The organism is Providencia rustigianii DSM 4541, from assembly GCF_000156395.1.
Classification (GTDB): Bacteria; Pseudomonadota; Gammaproteobacteria; order Enterobacterales; family Enterobacteriaceae; genus Providencia; species Providencia rustigianii.
Map to the genome: position 1 here is coordinate 641,934 of NZ_GG703819.1, position 14,813 is coordinate 656,746.

General features: G+C 39.0%; 16 protein-coding genes. 6 read left to right on the plus strand and 10 right to left on the minus strand.

Features of this window, described 5'->3' with window-relative positions; all coding sequences use genetic code 11:
- Nucleotides 1-200: 200 nt before the first annotated feature.
- From PROVRUST_RS12865 to PROVRUST_RS12880, 4 genes are all read right to left on the minus strand, one after another.
- Entirely contained in the window at nucleotides 201-929 is a 729-nt protein-coding gene (locus PROVRUST_RS12865; RefSeq protein ID WP_006815281.1) for a YdcA family protein, read from the minus strand.
- A gap of 202 nt (nucleotides 930-1,131) precedes the next feature.
- Nucleotides 1,132-3,174 carry a carboxy terminal-processing peptidase gene (prc, locus tag PROVRUST_RS12870; protein WP_006815282.1) on the minus strand — a complete coding sequence of 681 codons (2,043 nt, stop codon included), beginning with the start codon at nucleotides 3,172-3,174 and terminating at the stop codon, nucleotides 1,132-1,134.
- Nucleotides 3,175-3,193: 19 nt separating this feature from the next.
- The gene (gene proQ, locus PROVRUST_RS12875) at nucleotides 3,194-3,880 is read right to left on the minus strand and encodes an RNA chaperone ProQ (protein ID WP_039855225.1); all 687 of its coding nucleotides are present in this window, start codon (nucleotides 3,878-3,880) and stop codon (nucleotides 3,194-3,196) included.
- Nucleotides 3,881-3,990: 110 nt separating this feature from the next.
- A complete protein-coding gene (locus tag PROVRUST_RS12880; protein WP_006815284.1) occupies nucleotides 3,991-4,473 on the minus strand; it encodes a GAF domain-containing protein in 483 nt (160 codons plus the stop codon).
- A 128-nt stretch (nucleotides 4,474-4,601) separates the two neighbouring features.
- On the opposite strand from PROVRUST_RS12880, the gene yebS reads away from it, so the two are divergent.
- The 3 genes from yebS (at nucleotide 4,602) to PROVRUST_RS12895 (ending at nucleotide 8,525) form a co-directional block, all read left to right on the plus strand.
- A complete protein-coding gene (gene yebS, locus PROVRUST_RS12885; protein ID WP_039855227.1) occupies nucleotides 4,602-5,828 on the plus strand; it encodes a membrane integrity lipid transport subunit YebS in 1,227 nt (408 codons plus the stop codon).
- Complete coding sequence (locus PROVRUST_RS12890; RefSeq protein ID WP_006815286.1) at nucleotides 5,803-8,142, plus strand: PqiB family protein; 2,340 nt, start codon at nucleotides 5,803-5,805, stop codon at nucleotides 8,140-8,142. Before yebS ends, PROVRUST_RS12890 begins: the two co-directional genes overlap by 26 nt.
- Nucleotides 8,143-8,291: 149 nt before the next feature.
- On the plus strand, nucleotides 8,292-8,525 hold the full coding sequence (locus tag PROVRUST_RS12895) for a DUF1480 family protein (RefSeq protein WP_006815287.1): 234 nt from the start codon (nucleotides 8,292-8,294) through the stop codon (nucleotides 8,523-8,525).
- Between the two features lie 454 nt (nucleotides 8,526-8,979).
- On the opposite strand, the gene PROVRUST_RS12900 is transcribed toward PROVRUST_RS12895, so the two are convergent.
- The 4 genes from PROVRUST_RS12900 to ftnA all read right to left on the minus strand — a co-directional run bounded on the left by PROVRUST_RS12900 (nucleotide 8,980) and on the right by ftnA (nucleotide 11,351).
- Nucleotides 8,980-9,321, minus strand: coding sequence for a DUF2511 domain-containing protein (locus tag PROVRUST_RS12900; RefSeq protein WP_006815289.1), 342 nt, complete (start codon nucleotides 9,319-9,321; stop codon nucleotides 8,980-8,982).
- Nucleotides 9,322-9,365: 44 nt separating this feature from the next.
- Nucleotides 9,366-10,262 (minus strand): copper homeostasis membrane protein CopD, encoded by an 897-nt coding sequence (gene copD / locus PROVRUST_RS12905; protein ID WP_006815290.1) that lies wholly within the window; start codon nucleotides 10,260-10,262, stop codon nucleotides 9,366-9,368.
- A 1-nt stretch (nucleotide 10,263) separates the two neighbouring features.
- The gene (gene copC / locus PROVRUST_RS12910; RefSeq protein WP_006815291.1) at nucleotides 10,264-10,650 is read right to left on the minus strand and encodes a copper homeostasis periplasmic binding protein CopC; all 387 of its coding nucleotides are present in this window, start codon (nucleotides 10,648-10,650) and stop codon (nucleotides 10,264-10,266) included.
- Between the two features lie 197 nt (nucleotides 10,651-10,847).
- Nucleotides 10,848-11,351: a non-heme ferritin gene (gene ftnA, locus PROVRUST_RS12915; protein WP_006815292.1), complete on the minus strand. Its 504-nt coding sequence runs from the start codon at nucleotides 11,349-11,351 to the stop codon at nucleotides 10,848-10,850.
- A 294-nt stretch (nucleotides 11,352-11,645) separates the two neighbouring features.
- Between ftnA and PROVRUST_RS12920 the strand changes: the two genes are divergently transcribed.
- The gene (locus PROVRUST_RS12920) at nucleotides 11,646-11,876 is read left to right on the plus strand and encodes a DNA polymerase III subunit theta (protein WP_006815293.1); all 231 of its coding nucleotides are present in this window, start codon (nucleotides 11,646-11,648) and stop codon (nucleotides 11,874-11,876) included.
- 95 nt (nucleotides 11,877-11,971) lie between these two features.
- Here PROVRUST_RS12920 and yebF read toward each other — a convergent pair whose 3' ends face one another.
- Together yebF and PROVRUST_RS12930 are read right to left on the minus strand one after the other, a co-directional pair.
- Nucleotides 11,972-12,337 carry a protein YebF gene (gene yebF / locus PROVRUST_RS12925; protein ID WP_006815294.1) on the minus strand — a complete coding sequence of 122 codons (366 nt, stop codon included), beginning with the start codon at nucleotides 12,335-12,337 and terminating at the stop codon, nucleotides 11,972-11,974.
- A gap of 187 nt (nucleotides 12,338-12,524) precedes the next feature.
- Nucleotides 12,525-12,704 carry a YoaH family protein gene (locus PROVRUST_RS12930; protein ID WP_006815295.1) on the minus strand — a complete coding sequence of 60 codons (180 nt, stop codon included), beginning with the start codon at nucleotides 12,702-12,704 and terminating at the stop codon, nucleotides 12,525-12,527.
- Between the two features lie 140 nt (nucleotides 12,705-12,844).
- Between PROVRUST_RS12930 and pabB the strand changes: the two genes are divergently transcribed.
- Complete coding sequence (gene pabB, locus PROVRUST_RS12935; protein WP_006815296.1) at nucleotides 12,845-14,224, plus strand: aminodeoxychorismate synthase component 1; 1,380 nt, start codon at nucleotides 12,845-12,847, stop codon at nucleotides 14,222-14,224.
- Nucleotides 14,208-14,768 (plus strand): CoA pyrophosphatase, encoded by a 561-nt coding sequence (locus PROVRUST_RS12940; protein ID WP_006815297.1) that lies wholly within the window; start codon nucleotides 14,208-14,210, stop codon nucleotides 14,766-14,768. Before pabB ends, PROVRUST_RS12940 begins: the two co-directional genes overlap by 17 nt.
- Nucleotides 14,769-14,813 lie beyond the last annotated feature (45 nt).

The window sequence follows — 14,813 nt, forward strand, 5'->3', positions numbered from 1 at the left end:
CCCTTAGTAAAAACCAATACCACGACAAATTTACTTTATAAATAAGGTTTTTTCACACTATTTCAAGCCCATTAACAGGAAAAAACCATAAAACAACATATCTTTACACACACAAATAAAAAATGCCGTCTTAATAGACGGCATCTAGGTGATATACAACATTTTGCTCATACAACTCCCAGCAAAAATATCAAGTTAGTTTAGCTCGTTTTAGTCTTCGCTTTACCGGCTTTGTCTTTAGAGACTTTAGCTGTAGTTTTTGCTGAAGATTTAGCTTTGTCCGCTTTGGCTTTATCGGCTTTGGCTTTATCAGCTTTAGCTTTGTCTGCTTTAGCTTTGTCTGCTTTAGCTTTGTCTGCTTTAGCTTTGTCTGCTTTAGCTTTGTCTGCTTTGGCTTTATCGGCTTTGGCTTTGTCGGCTTTCGCTTTATCCGCCTTATCCTTCACAGCTTTAGAGGTTTCTTTCTCTTTAGCCTTGGCTTTATCTGCTTTATCCTTAGTTACTTTGGAGGCTTCCTTCTCTTTAGCTTTAGCCTTATCAGCCGAGCCTTTTACTGCTTTAGAGGTTTCCTTCTCCGTATCTTTTGCTTTACTACTTGCCTTTGATGCCTTTTCTTTTGCAGTTTTACTCATGTTATCACCCGTCTCTTTGATAGAATCTACCGCAGATGGTTTGCTCGCCTGCTTTGCTACACCCGCCCCAATACCTGTACTAATGCCTGCACTTTTGTTAATTGAGTTTTTCAATTCAGTTGTACAAACTTGTTCTGAACGGCTAGTACTGCCGTCCTTACAAATAAATTGCCCATTATCACAATGGCTAATTCCACCTTTGGCTCCAGAGCAAGGATAATTTCTTGCACTTGCGGTACCAATAGATGAAATCAAACAAGCCACTACAGCGAATAAGCCAACCAGCGTTTTACTCATTGTTTTGCCTCATTAATAAGGAACATTCAACTGAAGTGTAGGATATATTTAAAAAAGAGAAAGAAAACCAACCACTTTTTTTGCATAAAAGCCAAGGTATCATCATTGGAAGAATATCTAATAAAAGCAATGCGTTATATATCAATAAATTAAAAAATAAGGCCAGCATATGCTGGCCTTATTTATTTCGAACTTATTTTTATTATTTTGTACCTGAAAGCATCTTAGTGTTTTGATTAGAAAGGTCTATTGCCATTTTAACTGTTTCATCTAAGTATGGATCTGGCCCTTCATAGTCTTTAGGTAAATCATCAATAGATTTTAATAACGGCTTACCTTGCTTCACATTACGTTCATTAATGCGCTTTAACTTGGTGGCTTCTATTTCATTATCTTCTTTCAAACGCTGAGCATAATTAAGAGAAATCAAGTTTTTAGTTTCTTTCAACGTTTTATAACGAGCAATGTCTTCATCAATATACTTAAATTCAGGGTCAACGTTAATACGCGCTAAATGTTTAGTTTTGATGGCTGACAAATCTGGCGCTATATCTCCAGCTTTCGTGTAATTTGCTGGAGGAATGCTATCCCAAGGTAATGCATTGTCTTCAAAGCTTTCCCCTGTTTCAGCAGGGTCTTGTCCTGTAGGCATCACAACATCAGGAGTAACACCTTCTCGCTGAGTACTACCACCATTAACACGATAGAATTTTTGGATGGTATATTGCACTGAACCTAAAGATGGCCATTCTGGCTTCAACATTTGGTCATAGACACGACTTATGCTTCTATGTTGTTGAACGGTTCCTTTACCAAAGGTTGGCTCTCCCACAATTAATGCTCGACCGTAATCCTGCATGGCCGCAGCAAAAATTTCAGAAGCTGAAGCACTAAAGCGATCAACTAAAACGACTAATGGCCCTTTGTAGTAAATAACATCATCATCATCCGCATCTTGACGCACTTGACCATTGTTATCACGAACTTGAACAATAGGACCTTTATTAATAAATAAACCAGATAATGCCACTGCTTCCGTTAATGCTCCGCCACCATTGCCCCGCAAGTCAATAATTAGAGCCGAGACATTTTCTTTCGCCATTTTTTGGAGTTCAGCTTTTACATCATTCGTTAAACCGACGTAGAAACCTGGAATATCTAATACACCAACTTTCTCTTTGCCTTGCTGCTTGATTGTCAGTTTTACGGCTCTATCTTCGAGTCGAATCTGCTCCCTCACTATGGTGACTATGCGTGGCTTCGCCCCCTTAGTATCAGAAACAACCTCCAGACGAACTTGGCTACCTTTCGGTCCCTTAATTAATGCAACAACATCATCCAAACGCCAACCGACAACATCCACAATCGGTTTACCGACTTGACCAACACCAATAATTTTATCCCCTACTTTCAACTCTTTACTCTTAGCTGCTGGACCTCCTGCCACTAAGGAATTGATCGTAGTGTTATCATCATCCTGTTGTAAAACCGCACCAATACCCTCAAGAGATAAACTCATTTCTGAATTGAATTGTTCAGTACTGCGCGGAGATAAATAGCTTGTATGCGGGTCAATTTCTCTGGCAAACGCATTGATAATTAACTGGAATACATCTTCACTTTGCGCTTGTGTCAATCGTTTTAAAGCAAATTTATAGCGCTTAGTTAATTTTTCTTTAATTTCCTTGTCATCTTTACCTGACAACTTCAAGCTTAACCAGTCATAACGGACCTTTTGATCCCACAAACGGTCTAGCTCTTGCTTATCTTTAGGCCAAGGCGACTTAGAGCGATCAACTTCAATAGAATCGTGCGCATTTAGATCCATCGGTTGGTCTAAACGCGCAAGCGCATATTGAAAACGTTCAAATCGACGTTGCTGAGAAAGGTTATACAGGTCATAAAACTTATCTAACTTGCCATCTTCAAGCCATTCACCCACTTGCGCTTTATCTTTCGCATATTGGTCGATGTCAGATTGAAGTAAAACATTATGCCCGAAATCTAACATGTTCAGATAACGGTCAAATATTTTCCCAGAAAACTCCTTGTCTAAGTCGAATTGACGATAATGTGAGCGAGTGAAACGTGATGTTACCCTTTCGCTAACAGTACCATGCTGTGTATTCTGCTTTAAAACAGGCAACTGGGCAGCAGTGACCGGAGCCACTGCTTGAGTATTAGCTATTGCAGTGCCGAAAGTTGCGAGACTAACGACAAAAGCAATTTTAAGTAATTTGTTCATGACCTGAGTGACCTCCGTATCAGAACTTTAAATGTTCCGCGCGCACAATCATTGCCAAACCAGACGGCAATTGAACCCTAACACCATCTTTGGCAATTTCCAGTACAGAGGCATCCATCATGCTGGAACCAACTTTAACTTTTAGCGCCTGACCGACGTTAAGTGTGTTGATATCAGTCACTGACTTCAAATTCTGTTCAGCTTCATTGCTACGAGATTTTGTCGGAGCTGTATTTTGTGGGCGTTCTTTTTTGTCTGATGGACGGCGACGAGAAGAGTTCTCTTTATTCGCATCAGTATTGCGTGCAGCTTTATCACTCGGTTTTTTTGCAGCTGGACGCTTTTGCGTTTTTTGCTGCTCCGCGCGCTGAGCTTGAACTCTTGCTTTGGCTTCAGCTAACTGTTGACGAGCATGGGCAATGTGTTCTGCATCTAATTCACCGCAGTCATCTCCATTTAAGTCAACACGCTTTGCTCCCTCTTTAACACCGTAGAGATAACGCCAGCTAGATGTGTACATCCGTAACGCAGAACGTAATTGCGTTTTGCTAATACCATCTTCTTCGGTCAAACTTCCTACGATATCTTGAAAAATTCCGACTTTAAGCGGACGTGCTTCGCCTTCAGCGATAAAACAGCGTGGAAAACGCTCTGCCAAAAATGCGATAACTTCTTTACTACTATTCAACTTAGGTTGATTTTCCATGAAATTTCCTGATAACAACGATTTTGCCAACCTCACGGGCATGAACAAGCCGACATTATAATCGTGTTGCTGACAATTGCCACGTTCCTATTAATTTTACATACTAATATTTAGTAATATTTTGGCATAGAACACATAGCCAAGTGTTGGCACAACTGGTCTGTAAGGTATTGAAGCCCTTCTTCATCTTCTTGATTGAATTGACCAATATTTGGGCTATCTATATCTAAAACCCCTATAATTTGGTCATTTACCCTTAGAGGAAAAACGATTTCAGCGTTACTTGCTGCATCACACGCGATATGACCGGGGAATGCATGCACATCTTCCACTCGTTGAGTTTGGTTGTGGGTAAATGCCAATCCACAAACTCCCTTATCGAATGGAATGCGTACGCAGGCAACTTTTCCTTGGAATGGACCAAGAACCAATTCTTGTCCATTATTCAAGTAAAAGCCAACCCAGTTAACACCTGATAGGCGTTCAAATAATAATGCACTGGTATTTGCTAAACTGGCAATTAAATCATACTCTCCAGCAAGTAGTGCAGACAAACTATCTGAAAGTTCGAGATAATACTTCTTTTTATCCATATATTTTTTGTAATACGTAAATAAGTAAAAACATTAGTAAGCGTAGACCCAAGGTTAGCAAGTTGTCACTTTTGCGTAAATTTTTTTACACTAGATTACATGCAAGTTAATTAATACAATGAGCACATATGAACCACATTAATCATACTGCCATGATTTTGCAACGATGTTGCTATTGCAACCAAAAAATAATGACTCCCCCCTTTCAATCAAGACAAGTCATTGTTTGTCCTAAATGTTCTAGTCAATTAAACGATGGCCGTTCTTGGTCACTACGTCGACTATCACTATTATCTATTACTTTATTGATGCTCGCGCCTATTGCTTTTTGGCAACCGCTCATCTCAATTCATCTTTTTGGTACACAAATAAATGCCAATGTATTGGAAGGAATTAGGTTAATTAGCCAGCAAGGTGACCCTTTTACCGCCAGCATAGTCGCTTTTTGTGCTATCGCCGCCCCGCTATTATTGCCCATTTCTATCTTATACTTAGTATTAGCTCGCTACTTAGGCATGAATATGCGGCCTGTTTTATTAGTGATGAAACATTTAAAAGAGTGGGTGATGCTAGATGTATATCTCGTTGGATTAGGAATTGCTGCAATCAAAATGCAGGATTATGCCACTGTGGATATTGGCCATGGCCTTATAGCCTTCACTACAATGACCATATTGAGTTTACTTATCTTGATTCACATTAATCTTGATGAATTGTGGCGGCGACTTTATCCGATGAAAGAGCAGGCTAATGCGCCTCATGCATTAGTCTGTACCGCTTGTCACTTTACCGGATCTCCTAATAAAAAAGGGAAATGTCAGCGATGCCATCGACCACTTCACTATCGTGAACCATTAAGTTTACAAAAAACCTGGGCAGCGTTGATCGCCGCCATGGTGCTATTGTTTCCTGCTAATCTTCTGCCAATTTCAATTTTTTATTTGAATGGGCAACGGATGGAAGACACCATTTATTCTGGGGTTGTTTCGTTGATTGACTCTGGAAATTGGCCGATTGCAATGATTGTGTTTATTGCCAGTATTTTGGTGCCATTTGTAAAAATAATCATCATGATACTGTTACTATTTTCGATTCAATTAAACAGTCATACTGACCCTGTTTTACGCATGAAATTACTTAAATTTGTTTCATGGATTGGGCGTTGGTCAATGTTAGATTTATTTGTTATTGCACTCATGATGACACTCGTCAACCGCGATCTATTGATGTCATTTACAATGGGACCTGCGGCCTTATATTTTGGTACCGCTGTTATTTTAACTATCCTTGCCGTTGAGTGGTTAGACAGTCGATTAATTTGGGATTCTTATGGAAAATCAAAAGCAAAAAAGTGAACCTAATGAAGAGGTTCCAGAAGCTATCACGCGTAAAAGAGTGAGAATATCACCCTTTTGGCTTCTACCGATTATTGCCATTCTGATCGCGGGCTGGCTACTATTCCAACAATGGGTCGAACGTGGTACCGAAATCACCATTCAATTTTCATCGGCATCGGGAGTCGTTGCTGGCCGAACCCCTATTCGTTACCAGGGTGTTGAAGTCGGCATGGTGCAAACCGTGACTATCAGTGATGATATGAAAAGCATCATAGTCACTGCCAGAATTAATAAAGATATGCGTTCAGCACTGACAACTGGCACTCGCTTCTGGCTCATAACGCCAAAAGCATCGCTAGCTGGCGTATCTGGCTTAGATGCATTAGTTGGAGGCAACTATATTGGGATGCAGCCTGGCACAGGCTCCCCCAAAGAACGGTTTGTTGCTTTAGATGCTCAGCCCCAGCGCAATATTAATGAAGGTGAATTACTCATTTACCTGACCGCAAGTGACCTCGGCTCTATCAATGAAAATTCTGCAATTTATTATCGTAAGGTTCCTGTAGGCTATATTTCTGATTATTCACTTCTACCGGATAATGGAGGCGTATCAATCGCCGCTATTATCAAAAAACGCTATGTCAATTTGGTTCGCCAAGATAGCCAGTTTTGGAATGCCTCTGGTATTGAAGGTGGCTTTAATCTCAATTCTGGCGCTAATATTAAAATGGAAAGTCTCTCCGCGGTAATTAATGGCGCAATCTCTTTTGACTCTCCCGCAAATAGTCTTCCGGCTCAAGAGGGGCAGCATTATGTTTTGCAAAACAGTAAAGATGCCATTATTCCCTTAGACCAAAAGGGAAAAGAAGACTTGCAGCTTAAGCTTACCGCGTTAGATACATTTGGGGTTGATGTTGGACAACCCGTCATTTATCGTGGCATTAAAGTCGGCCAAGTGTTACAGCGTCACTTATCCAATGACAATGTCGAATTCCAAATTACCGTTTTTGATGAATTTAAGCACCTAGTTAAACATGATAGTAAATTTGTTGCGAATAGCCGAGTGGATGTACAGCTTGGTATGACTGGTGTGCAATTCCAAGGAGCTACCCCCCAGGAATGGCTTGATGGAGGGCTACATATCATCCCAGGTAAAGGTAAAGATGACCTACCCGTAGCCTTTCCTCTATACCGTACAGATGACAATGCTAAAGCGGGAATTTTAGGTGCAGCACCCCCTACTACTATTACTTTAAATACTTCAACATTACCCGATATTCAACAAGGTTCAGTTGTCCTTTATCGCCAATTTGAAGTTGGTAAAATTGTTTCGATTAAACCTAATAATGATGGGTTTGCCGTCAACATCTATATATCTGGTCAATATCGTCATTTACTCACGCCGCAGAGTGTATTTTGGGCTGAGGGTGGTGCAAAAGTACAATTAAATGCAAATGGGTTAACGGTACAAGCCTCACCATTGAGCCGAGCATTTAGTGGTGCAATTAGTTTTGATAATATCCAAGTCGGCACACCTGACTCTTCTCGTCAGCATACTCTTTATCCTTCAGAAACAGCTGCGAAAGCGATTGGTAGCGCAGTGATACTCACCACTTTCGATGCATCTAAATTATCTGAAGGAATGCCAATTCGTTACTTGGGTATCAATATTGGGCAAATCGAATCATTAAAACTGTCTGCCGATAATCGCGAAGTCCGAGCTAAGGCTATTTTATATCCTGAATATGTCGCAAACTTCACAAAAATAGGTACACGTTTCGCGATTGTGACGCCTGAGTTGTCACCATCAGGCTTCAATAACCTCGACACACTACTCCAACCTTATATCAGTGCCGAGCCAGGACGGAGTAATAAGAGTCGTTTCCAATTTGAGCTGCAAACTGCAAATATCACTGATTCTCGTTATTTAGATGGCTTAACTATCTTCCTTGATGCCTCTGAGGCGGGATCAATCCAAGTTGGGACACCAATTTTATTCAGAGGCTTAGAAATTGGTACAGTCACAGGGTTATATTTGGGAGAGCTTTCCGATCGTGTTTATGTTGCAACGCGTATTGGCAAAGAATACCAATACCTAATCCGTGATAATACTCAATTCTGGTTATCTTCTGGCTATAATCTCGCATTTGGCTTGACAGGCGGCGTGGTAAAAAGTGGTACCTTTAAACAGTTTGTCCGTGGTGGCATTTCATTGGCAACACCACCAACAGTACCTTTAGCGCCTCGCGCCAAAGCAGATCAGCATTTCATTCTGAAATTAGAACCTCCTGCTGATTGGTTAGACTGGGGAACCCCTATTCCTAAAAAATAATCGCTATCTGGCGTAATGTTTTCAGCATTACGCCATTCCCGCCCCAGCCCTCATAAAAAAATATTTTGGAAATAGATTCCATTTATACTATGCTTAATTCCGTTGGGCAGGTTTTTTATTGTAAAAATAACAAGTAAAGAGGAATTATTATGTGCATAGTTAAATTGAAAATATCTTCCTATGAAATCAATGATGCGGTTATGCCTGAAAAATATCATGATACCCTCAGTATCCCTTGCGATTCTGATTCCGAGTTTTGTATGCAATTAGATGGCTGGGATGAACATACCAGTATCCCTGCAACAATTGATGAAAAACCGGTACTCCTTTATCGTCAACGTTACGATAAAGAAAATCATCATTGGGTGATGAGAGTTGCCTAATGAAGCTGATGTTTGCTCGTGTAATGCAGATGGTAAGCAACGTTGCTCTTGAAGAGATGATTCGATGGGAAATGATATGCAAAAAAAGAGGCCTGGTAGATTCCGATTACCGGGCCTTGGGAAATGGCTCTGGCAGAGCCGTGCGCTAAAATTGCCATTGAGACGTAACAAAGTACAATCTAATACTAGCTTCCAAAGCACGTTCTTACCACTTTAATTATCAATTTATTTACATATTTTTAACACAAATTATTGTTTGATTCTCTAAAGTTTAGCTCTTTGCATGATAAGTTAAACCGATCCGAACAATCACTAAAATTGTTCAAAAATCATTCCCTTGATATCACTGACGAAATGCTAGTAGCTTGAAATTATTTAAGTTACAGATTAATACCATCGATTAATCTAATTACAGATTAAAATTAAAAATATCAGATAAGTATTAAACTATTGTTTACTCACATAATTTTTGTGCTGCTTGTTTTAATGGTAAGATACGCTCTTCAGTGGTTTTTTTCGAATCTGATGGTGCAAGTAATACATCAATGGGTTGAGCTTGGATCTGTTTTTTTTCCATTAAGTCCTGTGCGATATCGTTCAAAGGGTACTGCATCAATGTTGATGGATTGATAACTATTAGTGCACCATTACTCCGACACTCCAGCATCACCTCCTCACGCTTTAATGGCCAGTCTGCACCAAACTGTTTTTTACTTACAGACGTTAATGGCGCAGCAAAAGCTGAACTAACTGTACAGCCGAGTAATAACGAACAAACGATTAATGTGTGTTTCATCAAAATAACCTTTGAATACAAGAAGAAATAGATATTAGCCTAGACTATATAGGCTGATAAGAGGCAAAAATAGCTACCGCTAAAATAGCCATAGTTCCTAGTAATAATTCGGCCCAACTATTCATAATTAAATAGTTTAAGCGGCCTTTACGTTGTAAGTTTGGTACAACTACATAGCGATTAATAAGTGCCAAAAGAACCATTAAGCCAACCAAACTGATTTTAAACCATAACCAAGTTTGATATTCCGATGTCATCTGCGTTAATGGCCAGTCAGGTACCAAAAGTACACTATTGACAATACCGGTCACTAAGACGCAAATAACAGCAAAATGCCCAACTTGTGAATATCGCTTCATCGTCACCGTAATTTGCTGCTCTAATCCTGATTTTAAGTGTTTTTTACTACGGATAAATTGGATACAAATCAAAAATGGCCATAATCCACCAAACCAATAAGCGCCACTGATAAGGTGTATAAACTGATTAACTCGATGGAAAACACCAACACTTCCCTCATACATAGCTGCATGCCCAATAAATGCATGAAGCCCTAATATGATAATAGAAAGGAAGAGGATTAAATGAAGTTTTACTTTAATTGAACGAATAAACAACACGCCGAATAAACCAACAGCACAGATCAATTCCCAACGCCATATATGACCAAAATTAGTCTCAAAAACGTCCTGCCAAATTTCGATATTTAACGCATCATCCCAGCCATCTCCCATCAAACCTGCTTGGGAAACCATCCAACAAAAAGTACTAATCGTGGTAATAATGGCACTAAATACAATGCCTTTTTTCAAATAGCCACGAAGTAGATCGCCAAATTGCCCACGGCTGAGCATCACCGCGAATATTGACATGCCACACATCAACATCGCAGCAATAAAATGGACAAAGCGGGTTAAGGTATAAAAGGCTTCCAGTGACATGTTACTTCACAGTAAAGCTATAGTTTCCTTTGGTTTTATGACCATCAACAGAAACAACACTCCATTGCACATCATACTTACCCGTGCTTAACTTAGTTTCTACTGGGATGATCACGCGCGTATTATTGCTTGGATCTAACGATGCTTTGCCTGTCTTAACCGCTTGGTTATTTGGGCCTATTACATTCACTTTAGTGAAGTTAACTTCAATGCCTTCAGAGAAATTTAAAGTGATCGATTCTGGTGCCTGTTCTATTGCCGCACCTTCTGCCGGAAGCTGATCTTTTAGATGGGCATGAGCAAAAGCTTGCTGAAGTGACATTCCTAAAAACAGAACCGCGACAGCGCTCAGTTTACGCCAAGAAGACTTTATATGTTTGATAGGCATAGTAACCCCTTAATTTTCAGGTGAATTTACTTTAAAGACCAATCATTATACGGAAAAATTTCTATTTATCCGCTGAAAAAAACGTTTAATTTCCTAGCTTGTGAGTTTTCACACAAAATGCGAATAAAACTCACTCTCAAAAAATAAAGCTCCATTCATTACTGATATGGAGCTTTATATTTAAAATCATCATTAAATTAAATATGAGAAGCTGTCGCCATTCCTTTCAGCTCTTTATCTAACAAGAATAAAGATTTACCTGATTCGCCGACCATTCCCAATTTATCCAGAACAGATTTAAACAGTTTTTCTTCTTCATGCTGTTCTGAAACATACCATTGCAGGAAGTTGAATGTTGAATAGTCTTGAGTCGTCATCGCTAAATGAGCAAGTTTGTTAATTTCAGAAGTAATTAATTGTTCATGTTCATAAGTTTGGCTAAAAACATCAGCAATAGATTTAAAATCTTCCGGTGGTGCAGAAATCTGGCCTAAACGAGGTAATGCACCAGTATCGCTAAGATAATTAAATAAACGCTGCATGTGTTCCATTTCTTCTTGTGAGTGTGCTTTCAAAAATGCTGCCGCACCTTCATAGCCTTTATCACTACACCATGCACTCATCTGTAAATATAAATTCGCAGAGAAAAACTCAAGATTCAATTGTTTATTTAACGCGTCAATCATGTCAGCTTTTAACATATTTTTACCTTATTAATGATTTATTCATGAGGTTATTTAAGCACAGTAACATAATAAATGACTTAGGAAAACATACCTGAAACAAAAATTAATTTATTGATAATCAATAATATTTTGTAAAAATAACGCGAATCACTCTTATTTATCTTTGATATAAAGATTCAAGATCAATTAAAGCCAATTAATCCCATTTCAGATTTTTTGATAAGAATATTTAAAGGTTAAATCCATCAAGATTTTTTTAGTCGCAGTTGCTACAATTCAACTTATTGATATTAACCGTTAGGATTTGAAATGAGTTACAATCTTGCCTCGCTACCTAAAGACGAGATGGACAAAATCAACATCGATTTGCTTGCTTCCGGCGTCGCATTCAAAGAACGTTATAATATTCCTATTATTCCAGAAGTGGTTGAACGGGAGCAACCTGAACATCTCAGGGAGTATTTTAGAGAACGATTAGTACACTATCGTAAACTATCTATGAACTTCGCTCGACTACCTTATGAGCCAAAAAGTCGCTAGCTAACTAATAGATTGATAACCTTATTTTATATTGATAGACGAAAAAGGAGAATTATCTTCTCCTTTTAAAATGCTATAAAACTTAAATGTTACTATTATTTACTGGTGTTATAAGTCACTGTATTATTTTTACAATTTACTGCAACACGGTAATGGAGATCAGATTTTGAACCTCTGACAACCAGGGGGACAATATAGCCATCATCCGTTTTGGTCACTTCACTATCATTGACCCAAGCTACTGCTTTTTTACCGACCGCAGCCTTCTCTTCTGTCCAACGCGGTAAACGGTTATTCATAAAATCACTTTTTACTTGCGCGGCAACTTGCGGCTCAGTTAAATTTCCACAGCTAACAAATGGAGCCGCTTTACCTTCGTCCGTGTTAACACTGAATGCAAAAGAACTAAATACTAAAGCGCAACTTCCTAAAACTACTGCCATCTTTTTATTAACACTCATACCATCCTCCGGTGCCTATTCGATGTAGGCTAAATTTAGATCCGTTTTAGTTGCCATAACTGAAATATATCGATTAATACTGCAACTTTGAGTTTAGTTACAAAATAATACTTATCAGCAAAATGACTTAACTAATACTAAATTTATCAGAATTACATTTGAATGTTAATAGTATGTTTATGTTTTATTAATTTTCGTCATCGAAACGCGCAATAATTTGCTCTTTACCTTGATGTTTTTCTCTAATTTCTTGTGCTACCAATGCGATTGCTTGTCCACTGCTCATACCTTCAGACATTAGCTGATGAATTTTCTCAACCGCTTCTTGTTGTTCTTCATGGGAAAGTGCTGGCATACCAGAAAACATAATTAACCTCTTTTAGTCATTGACTCATTTTTATACATTAAGATTTTTCGGTAAATTTTAACAGCTCTTACCTTAATAAGGTAAGATTATATGGTAATCTGGCATTATTCACTTGAAGAACTCTATTTTTACTTATTGATATGATTATTAATAAAATACAATTACCTTACTGCCCTGATGCAGCCTTAAACTATTTTGCCCCTCTTGCACACCAGCCATGGGCAATGTTGCTTCATTCTGGCAACGCTGAACATTCACATAACCGATACGATATAATTGTTGCAGACCCTATTGCAACGCTGTTAACTCGTGATCTAAACACTGTGATTCAAGAATTAGGCCAACAAGAGCAAGTATCGCAGCAAGATCCTTTTGCTTTACTACAACAACTTATAGATAAATACAAAACTACCGAATTAACCGATAATTCTCTGCCTTTTAATGGTGGGGCTATGGGAATTTGGAGTTATGATTTAGGTCGTCGAATTGAAAAACTTCCTGCGATAGCAACATCTGAACTGCAATTTCCTGATATGGCCGTTGGTATATATTTATGGGCATTAATTGTCGACCACCAAGCCCAAACCGTGACATTATTCAGCTATGATGATGTTGAACAACGTCTAGCGTGGCTACAATCACAAAAAATACCGCGGAAAAATCAATTTGAGCTAACGTCTTCGTGGAATTCCAACATGACTGAAGCCCTATATCATGAAAATATCGCCCATATTCATCAATATCTCCGTGATGGCGATTGTTATCAAATCAATCTAGCACAGCGGTTTAAAGCTAAATATAAAGGAAATGAGTGGAATGCCTTTTTAACGCTTAATCAAAGCAACCGTGCACCATTTTCCTCTTTTATTCGCTTACCCGAAAATACCATCATCAGTGTTTCTCCTGAACGCTTTATTTTATTGGATAAAGGTGAAATTCAGACTCGCCCAATTAAAGGGACCTTGCCACGTTTGGACGATCCTGAAGAAGATAAAATTCAAGCAGAAAAACTGGCCAATTCGCCTAAAGATCGTGCCGAAAACTTGATGATTGTCGACTTATTACGTAACGATATTGGGCGCGTTGCAAAACCTGGCACAGTGAAAGTTCCTGAGCTATTTAAAGTTGAGCAATTCCCTGCTGTACATCATTTAGTCAGTACCATTACAGCAACATTAGCTGAACAATACTGTGCAACCGATTTGCTTCGTGCCTGTTTCCCAGGAGGCTCAATCACAGGAGCACCAAAAATACGCGCGATGCAAATCATTGAAGAGCTGGAGCCTCATCGCCGACATGGATATTGTGGTGCAATAGGCTATATTAGTTTCAATGGGAATATGGATACCAATATCACAATCCGCACCCTACTGACTTATAAAAAGCAGATTTATTGCTGGGCAGGCGGTGGAATTGTTGCAGATAGTCAAGCAGATAAAGAGTATCAAGAGACGTTTGATAAATTACGCCTGATTTTACCAAAACTAGGAAAAATGGATAACGATGACCGAACTGAATAGCTTTATTAGTCGTTTTCAGTTTACATTACCTCAGTCCCGTCAACCCGCTACTAAGGCGGGTAAAGCGGCGGCAGTCCTATTGCCAATAATTGATAAACCCAATCCAACCTTATTACTCACACAGCGTTCTCCGCTTTTACGTTCCCATGCAGGCCAAGTAGCATTTCCGGGAGGTTCTCGCGATCCAGAAGATAAAACATTAATTGCAACAGCATTGCGGGAAGCATACGAAGAAGTCGCCATTCCACCTGAAAAAGTGCAAGTATTAGGTCAACTCACGCCATTAAGCAGTATTGGGGGTTATCAAGTCACGCCAATTATTGGTTTAGTCCCCGATAATATTCATTACCATGCGAACCCCAGTGAGGTTTCATCAATTTTCGAGATCCCGCTATTTGATGCACTTGCTCTTCATAAACATAAATATGTTGATATCAAACGTACTGGTCGAGAAAATCGCGTTTTTTTCTATTGGTATAACAATTACTTAGTCTGGGGACTGACTGCATCTATTCTTCATCAACTAGCATTACAATTGGACTAATTTATGAAGATCCCCCATCGATAGTGTAATATTTTTAAAATACGT